We start from the raw sequence: 21911 nt of genomic DNA, 5'->3' as shown, positions 1-21911 counted from the left end.
AATAAATTTCAACTTCCTTAATCAAGAGATTAAGGAAGTTATCTCCTTTGTGTTGTTTACAATAAACAAGCAAAATTTTCGCTCGAATGCACCATCAGTACCTAGTCCTTACTGATTACGTGCATCAAATTCATTTCCCGTTGAAAGCAGGTAATGTTTGTGTCTCCCCACATTCATTCACCTGTTTTCATTTTGCCTAAAAAAGAAAAGCATCATATTCAGTAACAACTACCGAATACAATGCTTCTATCTTACGCTTACCAAGCGAATAATCCTACGAATGCTGCTGTTAGTAATGAAACTAAAATACCAGACAATAACATCATAGGTACATATTTCGAAACGAAATCAGATGTTTTCTTATCAACAATACCTTTTAATGTCCCGATAATCATACCGATTGTTGAGAAGTTCGCAAATGATACTAAGAAAGTAGAAATAACTGCACGTCTATGCGGATCATATGATTTAACCGCATCAGAAATTTGTCCCATGACTACGAATTCGTTTGTGACAATCTTCTTAGCCATTTGTTGTGCAACTGGCCATGCTTCGCTCCAAGGTAGACCAAGTAATAATGAGAAAGGTACCATGATGACACCTAAAATTTGGTCTAAGCCAAAGCTGAATTTGACATTGAACCAACCAATTACTGTACCTGAAAGTACGTGAAGTAAACGGTCAATTAAGTCTGCTAATGCTACGAAACTGATTACGAATGCGATAATAATCAATACTAATTTACCAGCGTTGATAACTGAGTCTCCAAGGAATGAGAAGAACGGTTGACGTTCTACACCTTCTTGTTGGATGTGGTAAATCACATCTTCACGTTCTTCAACTGTTACTGGGTTTAAGATAGAAGTAACAATAATCGCATTGATAATGTTTAATGGAATTGCTGTTAACACAAGTTCGCCTGGAATCATCGTTACATACGCACCGACAATTGCACCAGATACTGAACTCATAGACATCATCGCAATTGTTAGTACACGCATTTCATTCATACGTTTTAACTGTTCACTTGAAACAGCTAATGCTTCTGTGTTCCCTAAGAACATCATTTCGATACCGAAGAATGATTCGAATTTTGGTTGACGTGTAATTTTAGCTAATGCCCAACCAATCCCACCGATAACTTTAGGTAAAATATTAAAGTACATTAAAATATCGAATAAAGGTACTACGAGTAAAATTGGGAATAAGGCTGCAACCGCCATATCCATTTGTTTTGTTTCTACAAAACTGTTGAACGCAAAGCCTGTCCCAGCGTTCGCTGATTCAATCAACCATGCAATACCATCAGCCATTTTAGAAACTGCCATATTTCCCCATGGGAAGAAGACAAAGAACCATGCTAAGAATAAGTTTACAATGACTAAGATACCAATTGATTTCCATTGGATCGCTTTTCTATTTCTAGAGAAGAGCACTGCAATACCTAAAAATACAATCAAACCAACAATGTTGATAAGTAAATACATTTTACACCCGCCATTTCTATTATTTTATTATGTACAAGTCTACACTGACAGAATCATAACCTCCCGATTGCATTCCCTATAATCCTTACAATGTCCGCCTGTTACTTGAGATATTTCGTATTTACAAATTGTAAAAAATTTAAGTGCTTTTTTAGTATATCATGTTGGTTGTTACCTTTGAATTAGATTTTTGAGAAATGAAACAAAAATTCTTGCAATAAATATGATTGTCATAATTCGTCTATATATCTCTTTTGTTATAAAAATAAGGTTGAGACTTTTCTTCTTGTCTCAACCTTTATCATTAATCTGTCAGTTTTTGTGTCATCACAAATTCTTTATACTTTTCATGCGACTGCATTAACTCATGATGCTTACCAATACCCGTCACACGTCCACCATCTAAGAAGATAATTTGATCAGCTTTCATAATGGTAGAAAGACGGTGTGCGATTACCACAGTTGTACGTTCCTTCATTAATGTTTCTAATGATTCTTGAATTTTTCTTTCACTTTCACTATCTAAATTTGCGGTCGCTTCATCTAATAATAAAATATCAGGATTTTTCACAAAGCTGCGCGCAATATCAATACGCTGACGTTGACCACCAGAAAGTTTCAATCCGCGTTCACCGACTAAGGTATCGTATCCCTCATCAAAATCTGTAATGAATTCGTGACAGTTCGCTAATTGTGTATACTGCATTAATTCAGCATCTGTCACTTTTCGGTTGATACCATATAAGATATTATCTCGAATTGTACCGCTCATCATCGCATTAGACTGCATGACATAACCAATTTTATTACGCCAATCCGATAGCGGTAATTGATAGATAGAAACATCATTATAAAGGATGTCTCCGTGTGTCACGTCATACATTCGTTCTATTAAATTGAAAATCGTACTTTTTCCTGATCCTGATGGCCCTACAAATGCAGTTACTTTACCCTTTGGAATATCAAAATTCAAATCATGTAAGACTTCTTTTGTATCATAACCAAATGAAACTTCTTTAAATGCGATGTCACCATTACCTAAAGATTGACCCGTAGGCATATAGACTTCTTCTAACGGTTCTTGCATGATTTCATGAATACGGCTGCTTGCTCCGACTGCTTTCTTATAATCTGTCATCAATGTCGACAAGTTCACAAGCGGCATCGACATTTGAATAACATAAAAAATCATCGCAACAAGTGTTCCTGCAGTAATCGCGCCTGATGAAATACGGATACCTCCGAAACCAAGAATAATCCCGATTGTTAACAACATGATCAAACCGGAAATCGGTTGGATGACTGCCGCAATTTTCGCTTGTTTCAGACCCAGCTTATAAATTTCTTTTAAATTTATATGTGCTTTATCTAGTTCAACTTGTTCCGTATTGGCAACTTTAACTAAACGCATTTCCGTTAATACACGTCCAAGCAAACCACTGAAGTTAGCAATTTCTGCTTGTGTACGCGTAGAAATTTTCTGCATGACACGTCCTAAAGGGATCATAATGATCACAAATAAAGGAATCGTAATAAAAGTTAATAGCGTCATCTGCCAATCCATAATAAACAACATAATCAATGAACCGATTAATGTGATAATAGAAGGCAGCACATTCGGTAATTTTTGAGAAACAAATTCATTAATTACTTTAGTGTCATCTGTTAAACGACTCATTAACTGTCCACTTTCATTCACATCAAAGAAACGCATTCTTAAACGAATGATGTGTTCCCATACAACAGTACGAATCACATAAATAATTTTTTCACCGATTTTACTTAATAAGTATAAGCCGATTCCGCTTAAGACTGCATTCAACGCAAACACAGCAATAAAGATTAAAATAAACTGCATGTTGAAGGATTCGCCAGTAAATTTATCAACCATTCTTCCAGTAAATAAAGGGACAATTAAACCACTGATGCTCCCTAAGGAAGAAATAGATACTGCAATCGCAATCAAGCCGACTGGCCATGTCAGTTTCTTCAATAAGAATAAGAGTGGATTAGATGTTTTGTTAGTCTGTTTCATTTTTCACGCTTACCTCAATTATAGTTTTATGTTTCTTCTTAAATTATGATGCATAGTCCCGACTTTTCACATGATTTTAGACGTCCGGGCACCCTTCGGTCAGACAACCGTCAGACTGACGTCTAAAATAGGCATAATTTTCATATATTTATTGTTCCCTTGTATCAAACTACTTTTATGATAAAATAGTTTTACTGTGAAACTATTATTGTTGAAGGACTGAAACATACATAATGAAAAAGATAGTAATACTGACACTGTTAATATTCTTCGTAAGTACCATTATAACACCATTTTCTGATGCGGACACTGAAACCAAATCACCTGTCCAAATCGCTAATGAACGTGGTCAAAATATTGGAGAAGGTTTTGAACCAGAAAGTGCTGTGAACATTAGTCAAACCGGACAAGTACTCTACAGCTATCATATGGATAAGAAATGGTACCCCGCTTCAATGACGAAATTGATGACAATGTACCTGACGTTAGAAGCTGTTAAAGAAGGTAAATTATCGTTAGATGACAAAGTGAAAATCACTGATAAACATTATGCGATGTCTACCCTTCCAGAGTTAAGTAATACCAAATTATATCCTGGTGAAACTTATACCATCAGTGAATTGCTTCAAATTACGGTTTCAGCCTCTAGTAATGCGGCTGCATTGATTTTAGCAAATGAAGTTTCTGATTCCACTTCTGATTTTACCGACAAGATGAACGAAAAAGCTAAAGAAATCGGGATGAACCATACACACTTTGTAAATCCGACAGGCGCTGAAAATAACTTATTAAAAAGTTTTGCGCCAAAACGTTATAAAGATGAAATGTCTAGTACATCAACCGCAAGAGATTTCGCGATTTTATCACAACGTGTCGTGCAAGATACACCTAAAGTGCTTAAATTTACTAAAGCAATCTCACCAACTCAACACGGTGTAACATATTATACGTTCAACTGGTCGCTTGAAGGTTCTGAATTGAGCTTACCTGGTACAGATGGTTTAAAAACCGGATCAAGCGACATCGCTGATTACAACCACACATTAAGTACTAAGCGTGATGGCTTCCGTATTGATCAAGCTATGATGGGTGCAGGCGACTTCGAACATCTAGGCGGAGATAAAGAACGTAATAAAATGGGTAACAGTTTAATCAATCGTTCATTTGAACAATATAAATACGTTAAAGTTATGTCTAAAGGACAACACAAAATCAATAATAAAACCTATTACGTGAAAAAAGATTTATACGATGTTGTTCCAAGCAATCTTAAAAAAGAAGATTATAAATTCGTCGTAGAAGATGGCAAGCTTCATCTAGACTATGACCGACAATTTATCTCAAAAGATTATGGCCCACCATCAGTAGATGTTCAACGTCCATTGATGCGAAAAGCAACAACATTCGCAGAATCTTCTTGGAGTACACATCCGATTCTAACGAGCCTTGGTGTTGCATTTATTGTCGCAGCACTAGCCATCGTCGTTTATATGATTATTTCATCATTCGGACGTAAGAAATAATGTTGAAATTTTAAATACAAATCAAAAACAGAGGTATAACTGCCAAGCCTTGGCGATTATACCTCTGTTTTTATTTTATCTGGCATCTTTACCATATAATTCTTTTTTGATTTGTGTCGTAGAAATACCTTCTGTACGTTTTAAGTAAATCACTTCGCATTTGTCTTTTAAGAAGTCGAATTCTCCTTCCCAATCATGACCCATGACAAAAGTATCTACATCATAACGTTCCACATCACGTTCTTTTTGACCCCAATCATCCTCAGGAATGACTAAGTCTACATAACGAATAGATTCCAACATCATTTTTCGTTGTTCATAATTGTAGTAAGATTTTTTATTTTTAATGCGGTTAAATTCATCTGTAGAGAGTGCCACAATCAGGTAATCTCCCATTTCTCTCGCTCTTCTCAGTAATTCAATATGACCATAATGCAATAAGTCATATGTACCGTACGTAATAACTCTCTTCAAATTTAAACCCTCCTTCACAATTTTAGTTACTGTAAAAAAATAACACATTTCACACTTCAATTCATATTAAAATTGTAAGTTTGCTTATTTTTTTAACGCGCTTTTTAAAGCAGCACGCCCTCTAAAAGCTGATTGTTTAGGCACTAATTGTGCTTTGAACGCTAAATAGTTCGGACGTCCGATGCCTACTTTGTTCAACGCTTCACGCCATTGACGATAATAATGCAACGTCCAACCTTTACAGCCGCCTTCCATCACTTTGACAATTCTAAATAATGCATCGCCATCATAATGCGTCTTTTGCATACCTTCAATGTATTGGATAACTGTATCTAATAATTCTTGTGTCACTTTTGGTTTTTCTGTCACATAAGCTTGAAGCATATAGCTGACAATCAATTCATCCATACGATAGCTGTAATATTGTTGTACATTACGAAGTCTCAAGTAATCCATCACGCGACCACGTACAATATAAGCATCGTGCATATAATCAAAGAAACGCTCAACACTGCGTGCTGTAATCGAATTCTCACGTACATTATAGCCCGCAATAATATCTGGTAACAATTGAATATCATGTGCTTGATTAAATGCGTGTGCCATAAATGTATGTTCTTCACAAAAAACAATGTCCTCATCAAAACGTAAATCTTTGAAACGTGCGCTGAACATCTTATCTCTTGGTCCGATAGATTGCAGCATCGCTGGGCATTGCGCTAAATTCACAACTTCATCTTTTTTAATTTCTTCATGTGTCGGGAAAGTACGCCATTCACCATGATAATCACGTCCTGTTTGTCCAATCACGATTTCAACATCGTCATTTTGTTCATAACGACGTGCCATCACATCGATACGGCTCGGTAAAAATTCATCATCAGCATCTAAAAACATGAAGACATCGCCTGTAATATGAGATAAGCCGACATTACGGCTAGCCGCTGCGCCTTTGTTAGATTGACTGATAATTTTGACGTGCTTATTTTCTTTTTGAATTGTTTCAAGTGCTTCAAGTGTGCCATCTGTAGAACCATCATTAATACAAATAATTTCATGATCGTATTTCGTATCAATGGAACTGACTGCTTTCTTAATGACTTCTTCTGAGTTATAAACTGGAATAATAATAGAAATTTTCATCGTTTCACCAATTCTTTTATATAATTTGATATCTGATTTAAAGTTTCATCCGTATTGTAATCATGCCATTCATTAAAGAGCGGCGGATAATGTTCTAAACCTTCTTTTAATTTATGCAGCAACTCTGCTTCATTATATGCTTTATAGTTTTCAGGAATTTGCCAATAGTAATGATTTAAACCACGATCCGCTTCATATTCCGCTTGATCGTAAACATAAAATAAGGCAGGTTTATTCAATAAACTCGCTTCAATCGCAAGTGAACTATAATCTGTAATGATGACATCTGCCATCAAGAACAAGTGTTGTGTCTCAATATCAGATGTAGACCCTTGTCTTACAGATGGATGTAATTTATTGATAATTGTATAGCCTGGCAACTCCTGTTCAAAATGTTGTGCATCAATCGTTCTGTTCGCTGCTTGATGTTCTCTGTATGTCGGTACATATACTGCAAGCTTATCTTTAATCCCATACTGTTGTTTCAACTTTTCTTTTTGTTGTTCTAAGTTAACTGTAAAGTACTGTTGCATTCTAGGCAAACCAAAGCGTAACATTTGTTCAGGTGTTGCACTAAAAGCATTTCTAAAACAAATTTCCATTGGGTCGCCGCCTATGAGATAGTAATCTGTCGCATGATATACTTTCAAATACTGATCTACCATTTTCTTGTTAGACAAATCGACCGCATGATCTTTTAGGCCAAAGTACTTTAAAGCGCCTGCCGCATGCCATGTTTGAATGACAGTCTGCCCTTTTTTCTTGCGATAACCTCCCATTAACAAATAGTAATTATCGACAAAAATAACTTTAGCAGTGGCTAATGCTTTTAATTGCGCAATAACGTTTTTATTACTGTTGATGACATAATCAACACCTGATAATTGTGCAACTTGTTTTTTATCTTTTTCTTTACCGATGATAGTTAAACGGTAACCTTCATTATGAAACCTTTGAACTAAAGGCCATATATCTTCTTTAAAGCTCATAAACAACACAATATGATGCGTATCGATTTTTTTATTGAACCATAATGTATTAAATACATTGATAATGGTTAAATACAGCTTCTTGATGACTTGTCTCATGTTTTTCACCTCTGCTTATTTTAAAAAAACTCCAAACACGCTAAAACATGCTTGGAGTTTACTCTTAAATAATCTTACATAAAGTCTGCAAATTGATCTCTGTAGCGCATGTGCAGAATCGAACCTACAAAGAATATAAATACTACAATAAATACGTTGTAAAGTGCTAATTGCCAATGATCAATAAAATACCAGTTATGATACAGTACTGCTGCACGGTATGATTCTGCGATGAAATAAATCGGATTCAACATCAGAATCTTTTGTACAATCGAACCTGGCTTAGCGACCCATAAAATTGGTGATGCATAGAATAATACACGCATTAACGCTTGCATCATCATTTGTGTATCACGAATTAATACACCTAGAGTCGAAGTTAAGATTGCGACAGCACTTGTAGCAATGTACGCAAATGGTACGTATAAGAATAACTGAATAATATGTATCGTCGGATAAATACCTGAAGCGATACAGAAAATAATAATAATCCCGAGTAATGCTAAATGTCCATATAATTTTGCAGTTACGGTATACGTTGGAATAATCGATAACGGGAAATTCATTTTCGCCACTTGATTATATTTCGATACAATCGAGCGTGTCCCATCTAATATTCCTTGGTTGATAAAGAACCACATACTGATACCGACAAGCATCCAGAAGATGAAGGGTATCCCATCAACCGGTGCGTTTGTACGAATCCCGAATCCGAACACGAACCAGTAGACTAAAATTTGGATAAGCGGGTTAATTAACTCCCACGCCATACCTAAGTAGTTGTTATGGTTAGCAATTTTCAACTCAAATTGTGCTAACCTGTGGATCAAATAAAATCCTTTAATATGTTCTTTCAGAACAGTTATTAATGCTCCCATGTTCAAACCACGCTTTCAAACGATTTGCGCATTTCATTACATATGCTTATGTAATTTTTTCTCTATGCTTGAAATATATCCATCTCAACATTATACGTAATTATAATATAGAATGGAATAATTTTCATTACTAATGGCAAAGAAATGACTTTAACGCCGAAAATAATGACCAATTCTTCAAGAAATGGTAAAATTTATAGCGTTGAAGAATTCATATGCGTTTTGACCGCTCGGCATCGCAATATGTACTATAATAGAGTAAATAGAGGTTAAGGAAGAGGTTATACAATGAAAGATGTATCTGTAAAGATGGATAATATTACAAAAGAATATCGTATCTATCGTAATAACAAAGAACGAATCAAAGATGCGCTCATTCCTAATCATAAGAACAAAACATTTTACGCGTTAAAAGATGTCTCAATGACAGCGTATAAAGGTGATATTATCGGTTTAGTCGGCATCAACGGTTCAGGCAAATCAACCCTCAGCAATATTATCGGCGGATCTTTATCCAACACTGCAGGTTCAATTAAAAAAAATGGTGAAGTCAGTGTTATTGCGATCAATGCAGGGCTTAACGCACAATTAACAGGATTAGAAAATATTGAATTTAAAATGTTGTGCATGGGCTTTACACGTAAAGAAATTAAAAAGCTCACACCTAAAATCGTTGAATTCAGTGAACTGGGAGAGTTTATTTACCAACCCGTTAAAAAGTATTCAAGTGGTATGCGTGCTAAACTTGGTTTCTCTATCAACGTCACGATTGATCCGGATATTTTAGTGATTGACGAAGCGTTGTCTGTCGGAGACCAAACATTCACGCAAAAATCATTAGACAAAATCCATGAATTTAAAGAAGCAGGCAAAACGATTTTCTTTGTCAGCCATAACATCGGCCAAGTCCGTCAATTCTGTACAAAAATCGCTTGGATTGAAGGTGGACGCTTGAAACAATTCGGTGAAGTTGAGGAAGTATTGCCTAAGTACGAACAATTCCTTAAAGACTTTAAAAAGAAATCTAAAGCAGACCAAAAAGCTTTCCGTAAAAACTTAGACGAAGAAAGATTTGTGATGAAATAAACAATTGAAGCTGTAAAAGAAATCGCAGTATAAACTGCTTTTTCTTTTCCTCTTCTACTTCACTCTTTTAAAGCGATGTTGATATTTCTGAATCTTTTTACTTAAAAAACTTTAAGCAAACCTCTTTAAATCAAAGAAAAAAAGTATTATCATTAAGTACAAGTGTATTAACAACAGGCAAAATAATATTGCACACTTGATTAATGTCGGATGCTCTCATACAATGACATTTTGATACAAGTAATCATTTCAATAGTCTTGCTGCACACTTCATTTTCTTTAAAGTGAAGGTGTATCAAAATATTGAAATCTAATCAGCCTGAACTTCAATATGTCATATCATTTCTCAAGTAAGCAGGTGATTGATATAGCTAAACAAAATAAGACACAAGCATTTGCGAACCTTGTCCGTGCGTATCGTAAAGAACACATCGGCAAAGGTCCCGAACAAATCAAAGTGTTTTTCAAAGATAACTGGGCGGTTGCCCATATGACAGGAAGCCTAAGTAAAGTTGAAAACTTCTATTTGCGTAATACTCAAAGTAAGGAATTCGAAAGAATGCTTAAATTTGGACGTACAGAAGAAATTAAACAACTTTACAACCAACATCCACCTACAGAAATGGAAGAATTGGTAGGCGCGAAATTTGTAAAACTATTTACAGATGTTAATTTAGAAGATGATGAAGTCATTTCAATATTCGTGTTCGATCGCAATATTGAATCGTAATAGAATATATTAGGATTGGTGTAAGGTACTCGGTGCTGTTTACTAACCTACTTTGAAACTCGTAAAGATTTTTCAAGGAGGTGATGCATGTAAACAGGAGCGAGTTTTTTATTTCCATATAACATTAAATTGAACTTACCTTATTAAACAACCATTCATTTCTATAAAAATTTTCAATACGCTACACTCACCACTATAGTAGTCTATTGAAACCAGCCCAATTATAACAATGTGCTTTACGTATAAGAAAACAGCCCATTCTATACGCACAAAGCTGATACAGCAGCAATTCTCTTGCAACCTCCTGTTTTAAAATGTTTGATTGAAAAAGCTAATCATAAACATTGCAAGATGCTGTCATAGCTACACAATAACCCTAACAACAACCGGTAAGTTCAAATTAAGTGCCAAATAGTAATCAGTATGCCTATAACAGCGATTGATGGTTAAAATAAAACTGCGTTAAAAATTTAAAACGCGCTAAGTATTGAAATAAGGTAACAATGCATATATTCTGCTGATTGAATTCCCACAATTCATCACCACCAGCAGTGCCCTCAACTTTCTTATGCTTCACGTTACTATTTCAAACTTACAACACAACCCTTACTCAAATAAAACAGAGTTTAAGTCGCTCTGAATGATAATCATCGATCAAACGCACACCTGTTATATGGAAATGAGCCCAAACAAAACGTTTAAACTCAATCTTGAAAATCACACGACGATTCAGAACGTGATTAGCCCTGCATTCTGAATCCTACCCTCATTAATAAAAATGTCAAAAAACCTGTGTTCAATTAAGCTCCCTCAACTACTTAATTGAAACACATGAAACTATAAAATAATAACCCTTAAAAATAAAACGCATTGCAGCTACCCTTTCTACTGCAATGCGTATTTTTTATATTCAATTATCGTTTTAAACTTACTCTACTGAGTTTAAAACATCTCTTTCTGCTTTTAATTGTTCGATGACGTCTTTCACATCTACGCTAGTTTCTTCAGAAGCACCGCGTTTTCTTACCGCAACTGTACCATTTTCTACTTCGTTATCTCCCACAACAAGTGTATATGGTACTTTTCTTAAGTGTGCTTGACGGATTTTATAACCCATTTTTTCGTCTGAAAGATCTAGATCTACTCTGAAGCCTTCAGCTTTCAATTGACGTTTCAAGTCTTTTACCGCATCTAAATGCAAGTCTGCATTGACAGGAATCACTTCTAATTGTACAGGTGCTAACCATAATGGTAAGTTTCCGCCAAAGTGTTCAAGTAAGATACCGATGAAACGATCGCTTGAACCGTAAATTGCACGGTGGATAACCACTGGACGTTCTTTTTCTCCGTCTTTATTAACGAAAGTTAAATCGAATTTTTCAGGCATTTGGAAATCTAGTTGTACAGTACCACATTGGTGACTACGTCCTAATGCATCTTTGATGTGAATATCAATTTTAGGACCATAGAACGCGCCGTCTTTTTCATTGACTGTATATTCAAAACCATGTTGATTCAATACATTTTCTAATGATTGTTCAGCGAAATCCCAAAGTTCGATTTCACCCATAAAGTCATCTGGACGAGTAGAAAGTTCAATACTGTAATCGAAGCCGAAGACACTATATACTTTATGAATCAAACCTAAGACATCTAAGATTTCTGATTCGATTTGGTCACGACGTACAAAGATATGTGCATCATCTTGGTTGAATGTTCTTACACGGAATAAACCATTTAAAGAACCGCTTAATTCATGACGGTGTACTTGTCCGAACTCAGCCATACGAATTGGTAAATCACGATATGAATGTAAATGATTTTTGTAAATCAACATATGTCCAGGACAGTTCATTGGTTTTAACGCATAAGTTTGTTCATCAACTTCAGTGAAGTACATATTGTCTTGGTAGTGATCCCAGTGTCCACTGTTTTTCCATAAAGTTTCGTCCATGATAAATGGAGTATAGACTTCTTCATAATCCGCTTCGAACTGTAATTGTCTCAACATATTTTGTAATTCTAAACGAATCACTTGTCCGTTATGCGCATAAAATGGCATACCTGGCGCAAATTCTGAGAATGAGAAGATATCTAATTCTTTACCTAAACGACGATGGTTCACTTGTTCATATTTATCAATAAACGCTTGATGGTCTTCTAAGGCTTTCGCATCTGCGAATGCAAAACCAGATACACGTTGTAATGCTTCGTTGTTCACATCACGTAACCAGTTAGTCGCAGATACGGCTTGTAAACTGAAGTGTTTCACTTTAGATAAATTGTGTACTAAAGGTTGGTCGATAACTGCTGCGTAATCTCCATGCACCGCAACTTTCACAGGCTCTGAGGCTTGTTCAATATGATGTTGCATAAAAGCATTTTCATTAAATTGGTCTAATGCGTCTAATTTTGATAATTCACGAACTTCAATTGGATGATTGGCGCTTACTGCTTTTTGAATGTCTTTAGAAACTTTTTCTAAATCCGCTGCTTTCAAGTTTTCTTCAGGTTTGAAGTCTACAAAGAATTGTTCTTTGTTTACACCGAATCCCGCAACTTTTGCGCCATGTTTCTCAAGCACTTCTCCTGCTAAATAACCTAAAGTATAACGAATGGCTTCTAACCCTTTTTCATCTTCATATGTCAAGAATTCAACTTGGCAATCTTCTCCGATGTATTCGTTCAAACCATATAATGTGCCGTCCACATTCGCAACCGCAACTTTTTTCGCAAATGAGCTGCCGATTTGTTGCGCAACTTGGTAAAGTGTTGTGCCTTGTGCCACCTCCAATTTGCGTTGATCTGGTAAAGTAACGATAACTTGTTCTGCCATAATTATTGCCTCCTTAAATTCTAATTGTTAGTTTTATTCAATAAAAAAACTGCACTTATCCTCTGATAACAGGGACGAGTGCAGTTTATGCTCGTGGTACCACCCACATTCGAAACAAGTCATTAAACAAGACTTCAATTGGAGTTGCTCTCCTAGAAGTCTAAACTTGCTTCCTCATTAGAATGGCGTAACATGCCATTAGTCGGTATGCTTTCACATACATCTCAAAAGGAGTAAAACACAGCTTAAGTAATTAGAAAGCTTCCAGCCGATGACTTTCTATCTCTGACTTAATTCCTGTATTTCATATCTTTTTCATCGAATCCGTTTTTAAATTAAGTACATTGTATCGTAACCATTACGATTCTGCAATATATTTTTTATAAGTTCATCATTTTGTAAAACTTGAAAACGTTTTATTCTTTAAATCATTTCCTCATTATTTTATTTAATGGCTTACCTTTTGCGAGTTCATCTACGACCTTGTCTAAATAGCGAATTTCCTGCATTAAAGGTGCTTCAATGTTTTCAACACGAATGCCGCAAATGACACCCGTAATTAACTTGCGGTTCGGATTTAAGTCAGGTGCTTGCGCAAAGAAATCTTCAAACGGTACTCGCTCATCTAATACTTGTTGTAAACCTGCTTCATCATATCCTGTTCACCAAGTGATTACTTCATGCAATTCATCTTTTGTACGCCCTTTTTTCTCAACCTTTGTCACATAATGCGGATAAACACTTGCGAATGCCATATCATAAATTTTATGTCTTGCCACGCATGTCACTCCTCTGCTTGTATTTATTTCTATTATACCCCTTCTTTTGATGGCATGTTGATGCCGTTATCAAACACATCTTTTGGCACAATTTTAGTAAATGCAACTACTATCATGACGAAAACTAATCCTGTAATCAGAAATACAAGCGTGTAATTGAAACCAAGAATAAAGCTGAAGAACATAATACTTAAAGGTTTGGTGAATTGACTGAGCGCAAAGCTGACAGAGAAGACCCTTGCTTTATAACTTTCCTCAATGCGTTTTTGGAAGTAGATTTGAAGTGGAATATTACTGTATTGTGCACTGAAACCTAATACAATATAAACGCCAATCAGCGCTAACACCCCCGATAGATTTCCCATTGCCAGCATCGTAATCAATGCCAACGCAAAGAAAATCATCGCAATCGTGTAGCTCGATCCAATTAAATATAAACGTAAATTTTGTTTAGGCGGGAAAATCGCAAGAATGATACTGCCTAACGCCATGCTGATTGTTAAAGAAGCCTCTATCCATCCAAATGCACTTGAAGATAAATGCATCTTTTGAATGGCTAACATTGAAATACCAATCGGTATTGCATATAAAATAATATTAATTACTGCCAAATAAATCACCATCGTAGCTAAATCCTTTTTAGCCCATATGTAGTGAAAACCTTTTTTGAAATTATTGATGAAAGCTTGGTTCTCTTTTTCCATATGTCTGTTTAAAGGTATAAATGCTATCGTCAACATGGCGAGTGATTCAGTCACTAAAATCACATATCCCATTTGTTCAATAGAAAGGAATCCTACCACAATACCACCGATTACTGGCGCTAAGAATGATGTGGCCATAATTACAATATTCCTTAAAGACACAAAGCGCTCTAATTGCTCCCCTGTTATCTTCGCTAAATTAGATTCAATGATTAAACCTACTGGCACATCAGTCGCAGTAAGCATCATCATTAAAATAACCAGTGCCCATAAATGATTTTGATACCCCACTAAAAACACAGTGATGGATAGCACGCTTAATAATTGCGCAATGAAGATCATCTTTCGATTACTTTTATAATCGGCTAGGTTCCCCATAATTGGACCTAACACAATTTGAACTACAGCCATCATACCTATAACAAAACCGTATAATGCACCATTGCTTGTTTCTCTTAAAATATAAAACGAACAAGCAAAGAAAAAGATTTCCGAACCAAAGGTCGAAACTAAATCGAAAATCAATAATAGAATCCCTTTTTCATGTTGTCACCTCTTGATGTTTGTTGTTTATGCTCTTAAAGAAATGATTGTCACAAATCATGTCTCAATCATGCTTATCAAGACACTTCATATGTGAATGATACAATATTACTTTATTTTTCTAAATATTCAATACACATTATGTAGATATCATATTTTGTTCATAAAAAAGCCTGCTCTAACTTTCCTGTATTGTTAGAGAAGGCTCATTTAAATATTATTTACGCTTCAAACGTTTACGGAAAACTTTGGATACAAATCTAGGTAATCTGCGCATTCTTGCCATACGTTTCCAGTCTGTAATTAAGCGGTAAAACCATTCAAGATTCGTTTTACGGAAGAATAGAGGTGCACGCTTTTTTGTACCGCTATAAATCTCAATGGATCCGCCGACACCCATCAGTAATGTATGTTGAAGGCGATGACGGTGTTGTTTAATCCATTGTTCTTGTTTAGGATAACCCATACCGACAAAAACATAATCTGGATTAAATTTACTTACTTTACGAACCACTTGTTCATCTTTTAAATCAATATAACCGTGATGTGCATCGAAAGTCACATGAGGATATCGATGTTGTAGCTCTTGTTTGGCTTTTGCGACTACAGCTTCAGATGCACCTAATAAGAAGACACGCTGATGATAACGCTCAGCAATTTCTAAACACTTTGCCATAAATTCGATACCTGGCACACGTTCTTTTAACGGGGTACCTAATATTCTGCCTGCTTGAATAATCCCTGATCCATCTGGAATGATATAATCTGCTTCACTGATTAAATCATAATAACTTCGATTATCTAATGCGTAATCTACAATTTCAGGATTTGCAGTCACAACAAACATGTTATCAGTTGTATCTGTTTCTCTAAAATGCATGACCGCTTCTTTCATCTCGTCCATTGTGACGTTATCAAATTGAACAGACAAAATATCTACTTTATTCTGTTTATGCTTATGTTGAATACTCATCGCTTCAAACTCCTAACTTGCACCTCTGATTAATAAAAGTTCATTTCATCTTATTATACACGCCAGTTGAATTGATTGCATTCCTCACTATAAGTGGTAATCTGAATTTATTATGAGAATCAAAGAGGTTAGATACTATGACAAGTGAAAAAGACAAAATGTTGAGCGGCCAGCTCTATGACTCAAGAGACCCTGAATTAGTAAAGGAACGTCATAAAGCACGCCACGCAACAAAAGCAATCAACAATGCCTTTTCTATTAAAGAACGTATGCATTTATTCCGCCAAAGTGTAGGGGCTTGCGGTGAAGAAGTCTTCATTGAGCCAGATATCCACTTTGACTATGGTTATAACATTACAATTGGAGACCATTTCTATGCGAACTTTAATGCGACGATGTTAGATGTCGCAAAAATTACGATTGGCAATCACGTACTCTTAGGTCCGAACGTTCAGTTGATTACCGCAACTCACCCTTTAAATCCTAAAACACGTGCCGCTGGATTAGAGTTAGGCTACCCTATAACAATCGGTAATCATGTTTGGATCGGCGCAGGTGCGATTATTTTGCCAGGTATTACCATTGGCGATAATGTTGTTGTCGGCGCAGGCAGCGTCGTCACTAAAGATGTACCCGCAAATCAAGTTGTCGCAGGTAATCCAGCACGTTACATCAAAGATGTACCGAATGATTAAAATAGGTCCGAAGACGCAAGACGTAAATGCTAAAAATTTATACAATGAAGATAAATCATAAGTTGAGGTCATGTATCTCAACTTTTTCTAATTCAAGAAGAGGTTAAATTATGCAGTTGATTAAAGATATTCTGAGCACTTCTATGACGCTCCATTTATATTGGGTGGTATTAATCGCCATTGCTTATCTATTCGTGCATCGCAATCGTCATAAACCAAGTTTTGCGATTCTAGACATTATATTAAATTACATTCCGGTACTCACACATGAATTCGGTCATATTCTATTTAACAAAATCAGTGGCGGTCATACCGAGGATTTAGTGATTGTTACTTCTCCTAGAGAACGTATACAGACCTCGCGACAAGGCTTTGCGGTCACCAGAGCTAGAAGTAGAGTGACGATGATAATTACGACACTTGGCGGTTATGTGATGCCTCCGTTGATGTTGGCAGTCGGACTCTTTGCAGGTTATTATCATTATCCTTCACTCTTCGTATTCAGCTATCTAGGTATCTTTATTTATTTTGTGCTGATTACTTCTAGAAAAGGTATCCCTATTTTACTCACGCTCTTACTAGGAGTCATGATTTATGGTTTAATTCAAAACGGTCAACCTGAATTCATTGTCATTATCTTATCATTGATTTACCACTTTATTTTAGGTGTGCTGTTCGGAGAGTTGCTACAATCGACTTGGACGATTATTACTTTGACTTTTACGAAACATGTTATCGACTGGGATGGTTTAGCTTTACGTCAATTAACCGGCATCCCTGTCGTAATTTTCAGTTTGTTATGGATTGCCTTTAACGTTTATATCGTGTACGCTATTATCACTATTCTACTTTTACAGAATTAAGGTGATAAAAATGGTAAAGCTTCGTCCAGCAACACAAGTCGATTTATCTTTATTTACAAAAGTTTATAATCAAGCCATCGCTGCACGTAACATCACAGCAGATATTGATGAAATGACAGAACAAGAAATGGCACACGTCTTTGATAAACACGATGCCATGCGTCCATTGTTTACAGTATACGATGAAGAAATGCGCCCAATTGGTTTTGCGAGTCTGAATTACTTTTACGGCAGACCTGCTTATGATGAAACTGCAGAAGTCAGTATCTATTTGGATCAACAGATTAGTGGGAAAGGTATTGGTACTAAAGTGATGCAACGTCTAGAACAAGAAGCCAAAGCGTTAGGGATTCGCTTCTTAACTGGCTATGTTTTCGCACAAAACATACCATGTAATAAATTATTTGAAAAACAAGGCTACGTTCTTTGGGGAGAAATGCCGCAAATCGCACACATCGATAATCAACGCTTAGACTTAAATATTTGGGGCAAACAAATTTAATAGAGATGAATAGATGAACAAAAGAAGCTTTGCGACACCGCAAAGCTTCTTTTGTTATTTCATATCATAAGTCTTACCTTTTCACAATATGCCAATCTTAACTCTATTTTAGTTATACGTCCGCTAATTCCCCAAAAATATGTGCCGCGTTTTCATAACTTAAAATAATTAATGGGTCATCCCCTTTTTGAATAGCAATAACTTCGTTAGTATCATCACGAGATATCACCGTCACCGCATCCCCGATTGAAATAAATTTACTAGAAAGATAAATTAATAATTTCGTACGGTCTCGTACACGACGAATCACGATTTGATCTCCTGCTTGGAATGTTTTTAAGGATTCATTGTAAATTTCTTCAAATTTACCATCTCTTGGGATGATACCACCATGTGGGCATGTCGTCGGATAATTCAACAATGAGTCTAAACGTTCGACAAACAAATCAGACACTCTATGTTCAAGCACTTCTGCTTCTTGGTGCACTTCTTCCCAGTTGTATTTCAATATCTCGATTAAGAAAAGTTCTAATAAGCGATGACGCTTAATAATTTCTAATGTATGGTTGAAACCTTCTTCGGATAATTTGACACCCTTATAAGGTTTGGTAGTTACATAGCCCGCTTTTTCTAAACGATTGACCATCTCACTCACGGATGGGGGTTTAATATTTAAGTATTGAGAAAGTTTTTTATTTGTAACGAATGAAGTTGCGCCGCCATTATTCAAAATCGCTTTGAGGTAATCTTCTTTTTCTTCCGTTAACATCTTGTCACCGTTCCTTCCATCCAGATTCACTTTATTGTATCACGAAAAGACTTGACACGCGAAAATTCATGTCTTATGATGAAATAAATTAGGTTACCCTAAAAATTCTTTTAGGAGGTGTGATATTGTTAGAAATTGAGAATTTGGATTTGTATTTAGGCAATAAGCATGTCTTGCGAAACATCAACTTGTCTATTCCTGTTCACGGTGAAATCATCGGTATTATGGGTCCGAACGGTGCAGGAAAATCCTCATTAATCAAAGCGTTAATCGGAGAGTTTAAATCACAAGGTGTCCAATTGTTGAACAATCAACCAGTCGAATCACAACTTAAGAACATCACATACATACCGCAAAAAGCCTACTTAGATTTAGATTTTCCAATTGATGTTGAAAACGTCGTACTATCAGGCGCTTATAAAGAGATTGGGTGGTTTAAACGCCCTTCTGCACAAATTAAACAACGCTTAACTCAATTATTAGAAGAAATGGAATTAACACATTTACGTAAACGCCAAATTTCTCAATTAAGCGGTGGACAGCTGCAACGTGTATTAGTTGCACGCGCCTTGATGTCGACGAGCGAACTTTACTTATTAGACGAACCTTTTGTAGGAATTGATTTTACGAGTGAACAATTAATTATGCGTAAAATAGAAGGCTTAAAGGCCGAAGGCAAATTAATTTTAATCGTGCATCATGATCTATCAAAAGCAACTACTTATTTCGATCGTGTCATTCTGCTCAATCAAACTTTACGTTATTTCGGACCAAGCGAAGAAGCAATGACCACAGAACGATTAAACGAGACATTCATGAATCAACCACAGCGCCATTAAAGAATTAGAAAGAGAGTCAAATTTATGTACGAATTTATACAACAACTCACACAATATCAATTTTTAAACCGCGCTCTGATTATTTCCATTTGTGTCGGCATTGTGTGCGGAACAGTCGGCAGCCTGATTGTTTTAAGAGGGTTGTCACTCATGGGTGATGCGATGAGCCATGCTGTATTGCCAGGGGTTGCACTATCATTCCTCTTCAAAATTCCGATGTTTGTCGGAGCTTTAGTTACTGGAATGCTAGCCAGTCTATTCATCGGTTTTATTTCTGAACGAAGTAAAACCAAACAAGACGCAGCCATCGGCATCAGCTTCACAGCATTCTTAGCTACCGGAGTTATTATTATCAGCTTGATCAATAGTACGACGAACTTGTATCATATTCTATTCGGTAATTTGCTAGCGATTACCAATAGTGCATACTGGTCGACGATTGTGGTCAGCATAATAGTACTCTTGCTTATCATCATTTTTTACCGCCCATTAATGATTTCTACTTTCGATCCAACCTTTAGTAGAATGAGCGGTTTAAACACAACAGCCATCCACTACTTTGTGATGCTGCTCTTGTCACTTGTGACAGTTGCAAGCATTCAAACTGTGGGTATTATACTCGTTGTTGCACTGTTGATTACACCCGCTTCAGCAGCTTTTCTCATCACCAAGAAATTATGGTCTATGATGATTGTAGCCAGTCTGATCAGTGTAATCAGTTCAATAATCGGTATGTATTTCAGCTACATTTATAACATCCCTAGTGGTGCAACAATTGTCTTGTGTGCGTTTGCTATTTATGTCGGTACATTTATCTATTCTAAATTGACTCTCAAAATCAAAAAAGGAGTTACATCATGAAAAAATTAGTACCATTATTAGCTATCATGTTATTACTGTTAGCAGCATGCGGCGGAGGCAAAGATTCAAACTCAACAGCCTCTGATAATCATAAACTTAAAATCGTCACAACCAATTCAATACTATATGACATGGCCGACAACGTAGTCGGGGACCATGCGGATATACATAGCATAGTTCCTATCGGCCAAGATCCTCATGAATATGAGGTCAAACCTAAAGACATCAAAGCCTTAACAGACGCAGATATCATCCTTTATAACGGATTGAATCTGGAGACAGGTAATGGTTGGTTTAAAAATGCTTTAGACCAAGCTGGCAAAACAACTAAAGATGATAGTGTCGTACGCGTTTCTAAAGATGTAAAACCAATTTACCTGAACGGTGCTGAAGGCGATGAGACAAAACAAGATCCTCACGCTTGGTTAAGTCTAGAGAACGGCATCAAATATGTAAAAACAATTCAGCAAGCTGCAATCAATCATGATAAAGCACACAAAGCAGACTACGAAAAACGAGGTGATGCTTATATCAACAAGCTTGAAAAGTTAAATAAAGACAGTCACGACAAGTTCGATGACATTCCTAAAGATCAACGCGCTATGATCACAAGTGAAGGCGCATTTAAATATTTCTCAAAACAATATAGCATCACTCCCGGCTATATTTGGGAAATTAACACTGAAAAACAAGGAACACCTGAACAAATGAAACAAGCAATTAAATTCGTTAAAGATCACAACTTGAAAAATCTATTAGTCGAAACAAGTGTCGATCATAAAAGCATGAAGAGCTTGAGTGAAGAAACAGGCGTTCCAATTTCAGGAGAAGTCTACACAGACTCTATTGGCAAAAAAGGCAGTAAAGGAGATTCCTACTACAAAATGATGGAATCTAACATTGAAACCGTTCATCAAAGCATGAAGTAAACAATTTATCCTTTCAATTAGCGGAAAAAGACCTCCTAGTATGTCCATTCCATTTCCGCTAATCCATAAATAATCTATCCTAAACATAAATAAGCTGTGGTCTTTCCTCCCACTGGACCACACACCACTTTAAGAAAATCGGGCTCTTTGTCAAATTCGGTTGATATATAAAAA

19 protein-coding genes and 1 pseudogene are annotated in these 21911 nt (G+C 36.1%); 9 read left to right on the top strand and 11 right to left on the bottom strand.

Annotation, left to right across the window (positions count from 1 at the left end; genetic code table 11):
- Window positions 1-257: 257 nt before the first annotated feature.
- Window positions 258-1487, bottom strand: a complete 1230-nt coding sequence (locus tag HMPREF2937_RS10070; protein WP_070864498.1) for a NupC/NupG family nucleoside CNT transporter — start codon at window positions 1485-1487, stop codon at window positions 258-260.
- A gap of 304 nt (window positions 1488-1791) precedes the next feature.
- Window positions 1792-3522 (bottom strand): ABC transporter ATP-binding protein, encoded by a 1731-nt coding sequence (locus tag HMPREF2937_RS10065; protein ID WP_070864497.1) that lies wholly within the window; start codon window positions 3520-3522, stop codon window positions 1792-1794.
- 233 nt (window positions 3523-3755) lie between these two features.
- Here HMPREF2937_RS10065 and pbp4 point away from each other — a divergent pair, with 233 nt between their 5' ends.
- A complete protein-coding gene (gene pbp4 / locus HMPREF2937_RS10060) occupies window positions 3756-5045 on the top strand; it encodes a penicillin-binding protein PBP4 (RefSeq protein ID WP_060803714.1) in 1290 nt (429 codons plus the stop codon).
- A 75-nt stretch (window positions 5046-5120) separates the two neighbouring features.
- Here pbp4 and tagD read toward each other — a convergent pair whose 3' ends face one another.
- From tagD to HMPREF2937_RS10040, 4 genes are all read right to left on the bottom strand, one after another.
- Entirely contained in the window at window positions 5121-5519 is a 399-nt protein-coding gene (gene tagD, locus HMPREF2937_RS10055; RefSeq protein WP_002481425.1) for a glycerol-3-phosphate cytidylyltransferase, read from the bottom strand.
- 84 nt (window positions 5520-5603) lie between these two features.
- Window positions 5604-6662 carry a glycosyltransferase family 2 protein gene (locus HMPREF2937_RS10050; RefSeq protein WP_023015445.1) on the bottom strand — a complete coding sequence of 353 codons (1059 nt, stop codon included), beginning with the start codon at window positions 6660-6662 and terminating at the stop codon, window positions 5604-5606.
- A complete protein-coding gene (gene tarB, locus HMPREF2937_RS10045; RefSeq protein WP_070864496.1) occupies window positions 6659-7750 on the bottom strand; it encodes a teichoic acid glycerol-phosphate primase TarB in 1092 nt (363 codons plus the stop codon). Before tarB ends, HMPREF2937_RS10050 begins: the two co-directional genes overlap by 4 nt.
- Window positions 7751-7824: 74 nt before the next feature.
- Complete coding sequence (locus tag HMPREF2937_RS10040) at window positions 7825-8628, bottom strand: ABC transporter permease (RefSeq protein ID WP_023015447.1); 804 nt, start codon at window positions 8626-8628, stop codon at window positions 7825-7827.
- 288 nt (window positions 8629-8916) lie between these two features.
- Between HMPREF2937_RS10040 and tagH the strand changes: the two genes are divergently transcribed.
- On the top strand, window positions 8917-9714 hold the full coding sequence (tagH, locus tag HMPREF2937_RS10035; protein ID WP_070864495.1) for a teichoic acids export ABC transporter ATP-binding subunit TagH: 798 nt from the start codon (window positions 8917-8919) through the stop codon (window positions 9712-9714).
- A 358-nt stretch (window positions 9715-10072) separates the two neighbouring features.
- Window positions 10073-10444 carry a Na-translocating system protein MpsC family protein gene (locus tag HMPREF2937_RS10030; protein ID WP_023015448.1) on the top strand — a complete coding sequence of 124 codons (372 nt, stop codon included), beginning with the start codon at window positions 10073-10075 and terminating at the stop codon, window positions 10442-10444.
- 928 nt (window positions 10445-11372) lie between these two features.
- Here the strand turns inward: HMPREF2937_RS10030 and thrS are convergent.
- From thrS to tarA, 4 genes and pseudogenes are all read right to left on the bottom strand, one after another.
- The gene (gene thrS, locus HMPREF2937_RS10025) at window positions 11373-13280 is read right to left on the bottom strand and encodes a threonine--tRNA ligase (protein WP_070864494.1); all 1908 of its coding nucleotides are present in this window, start codon (window positions 13278-13280) and stop codon (window positions 11373-11375) included.
- Window positions 13281-13708: 428 nt separating this feature from the next.
- A pseudogene (locus tag HMPREF2937_RS10020) lies at window positions 13709-14035 on the bottom strand (DUF2200 domain-containing protein).
- Between the two features lie 56 nt (window positions 14036-14091).
- Window positions 14092-15288 (bottom strand): MFS transporter, encoded by a 1197-nt coding sequence (locus HMPREF2937_RS10015; RefSeq protein WP_070864493.1) that lies wholly within the window; start codon window positions 15286-15288, stop codon window positions 14092-14094.
- Between the two features lie 235 nt (window positions 15289-15523).
- Window positions 15524-16279, bottom strand: coding sequence for an N-acetylglucosaminyldiphosphoundecaprenol N-acetyl-beta-D-mannosaminyltransferase TarA (tarA, locus tag HMPREF2937_RS10010; protein WP_061054889.1), 756 nt, complete (start codon window positions 16277-16279; stop codon window positions 15524-15526).
- Window positions 16280-16416: 137 nt separating this feature from the next.
- Here tarA and HMPREF2937_RS10005 point away from each other — a divergent pair, with 137 nt between their 5' ends.
- From HMPREF2937_RS10005 to HMPREF2937_RS09995, 3 genes are all read left to right on the top strand, one after another.
- Window positions 16417-16974 (top strand): sugar O-acetyltransferase, encoded by a 558-nt coding sequence (locus HMPREF2937_RS10005; protein WP_023015453.1) that lies wholly within the window; start codon window positions 16417-16419, stop codon window positions 16972-16974.
- A 110-nt stretch (window positions 16975-17084) separates the two neighbouring features.
- Entirely contained in the window at window positions 17085-17837 is a 753-nt protein-coding gene (locus HMPREF2937_RS10000; RefSeq protein WP_070864492.1) for a M50 family metallopeptidase, read from the top strand.
- A 10-nt stretch (window positions 17838-17847) separates the two neighbouring features.
- Entirely contained in the window at window positions 17848-18339 is a 492-nt protein-coding gene (locus HMPREF2937_RS09995; protein ID WP_002481412.1) for a GNAT family N-acetyltransferase, read from the top strand.
- 112 nt (window positions 18340-18451) lie between these two features.
- On the opposite strand, the gene HMPREF2937_RS09990 is transcribed toward HMPREF2937_RS09995, so the two are convergent.
- Complete coding sequence (locus tag HMPREF2937_RS09990; protein WP_002481410.1) at window positions 18452-19108, bottom strand: metal-dependent transcriptional regulator; 657 nt, start codon at window positions 19106-19108, stop codon at window positions 18452-18454.
- Between the two features lie 125 nt (window positions 19109-19233).
- On the opposite strand from HMPREF2937_RS09990, the gene HMPREF2937_RS09985 reads away from it, so the two are divergent.
- From HMPREF2937_RS09985 to mntC, 3 genes are read left to right on the top strand one after another with little or no spacing between them, the layout of a single operon-like run.
- Window positions 19234-19947: a metal ABC transporter ATP-binding protein gene (locus tag HMPREF2937_RS09985; RefSeq protein ID WP_023015455.1), complete on the top strand. Its 714-nt coding sequence runs from the start codon at window positions 19234-19236 to the stop codon at window positions 19945-19947.
- 24 nt (window positions 19948-19971) lie between these two features.
- On the top strand, window positions 19972-20808 hold the full coding sequence (locus tag HMPREF2937_RS09980; protein ID WP_002481408.1) for a metal ABC transporter permease: 837 nt from the start codon (window positions 19972-19974) through the stop codon (window positions 20806-20808).
- Window positions 20805-21737: a manganese ABC transporter substrate-binding lipoprotein MntC gene (gene mntC, locus HMPREF2937_RS09975; protein ID WP_002481407.1), complete on the top strand. Its 933-nt coding sequence runs from the start codon at window positions 20805-20807 to the stop codon at window positions 21735-21737. Before HMPREF2937_RS09980 ends, mntC begins: the two co-directional genes overlap by 4 nt.
- Window positions 21738-21911 lie beyond the last annotated feature (174 nt).

It is taken from the genome of Staphylococcus sp. HMSC061G12 (assembly GCF_001838465.1).
In the GTDB taxonomy this organism is placed as follows: Bacteria; Bacillota; Bacilli; order Staphylococcales; family Staphylococcaceae; genus Staphylococcus; species Staphylococcus simulans.
Note: the sequence above shows the minus strand (reverse complement) of the source record. Positions and strands in the feature narration are given on the sequence as shown.

Excerpts from the sequence above, each read along its gene's own strand:
- HMPREF2937_RS10070 (WP_070864498.1), bottom strand. The coding sequence starts at position 1,487 with ATGTATTTACTTATCAACATTGTTGGTTTGATTGTATTTTTAGGTATT.
- HMPREF2937_RS10065 (WP_070864497.1), bottom strand. The coding sequence starts at position 3,522 with ATGAAACAGACTAACAAAACATCTAATCCACTCTTATTCTTATTGAAG.
- pbp4 (WP_060803714.1), top strand. The coding sequence starts at position 3,756 with ATGAAAAAGATAGTAATACTGACACTGTTAATATTCTTCGTAAGTACC.
- HMPREF2937_RS10050 (WP_023015445.1), bottom strand. The coding sequence starts at position 6,662 with ATGAAAATTTCTATTATTATTCCAGTTTATAACTCAGAAGAAGTCATT.
- tarB (WP_070864496.1), bottom strand. The coding sequence starts at position 7,750 with ATGAGACAAGTCATCAAGAAGCTGTATTTAACCATTATCAATGTATTT.
- HMPREF2937_RS10040 (WP_023015447.1), bottom strand. The coding sequence starts at position 8,628 with ATGGGAGCATTAATAACTGTTCTGAAAGAACATATTAAAGGATTTTAT.
- tagH (WP_070864495.1), top strand. The coding sequence starts at position 8,917 with ATGAAAGATGTATCTGTAAAGATGGATAATATTACAAAAGAATATCGT.
- thrS (WP_070864494.1), bottom strand. The coding sequence starts at position 13,280 with ATGGCAGAACAAGTTATCGTTACTTTACCAGATCAACGCAAATTGGAG.
- tarA (WP_061054889.1), bottom strand. The coding sequence starts at position 16,279 with ATGAGTATTCAACATAAGCATAAACAGAATAAAGTAGATATTTTGTCT.
- HMPREF2937_RS10005 (WP_023015453.1), top strand. The coding sequence starts at position 16,417 with ATGACAAGTGAAAAAGACAAAATGTTGAGCGGCCAGCTCTATGACTCA.
- HMPREF2937_RS10000 (WP_070864492.1), top strand. The coding sequence starts at position 17,085 with ATGCAGTTGATTAAAGATATTCTGAGCACTTCTATGACGCTCCATTTA.
- HMPREF2937_RS09995 (WP_002481412.1), top strand. The coding sequence starts at position 17,848 with ATGGTAAAGCTTCGTCCAGCAACACAAGTCGATTTATCTTTATTTACA.
- HMPREF2937_RS09990 (WP_002481410.1), bottom strand. The coding sequence starts at position 19,108 with ATGTTAACGGAAGAAAAAGAAGATTACCTCAAAGCGATTTTGAATAAT.
- HMPREF2937_RS09980 (WP_002481408.1), top strand. The coding sequence starts at position 19,972 with ATGTACGAATTTATACAACAACTCACACAATATCAATTTTTAAACCGC.
- mntC (WP_002481407.1), top strand. The coding sequence starts at position 20,805 with ATGAAAAAATTAGTACCATTATTAGCTATCATGTTATTACTGTTAGCA.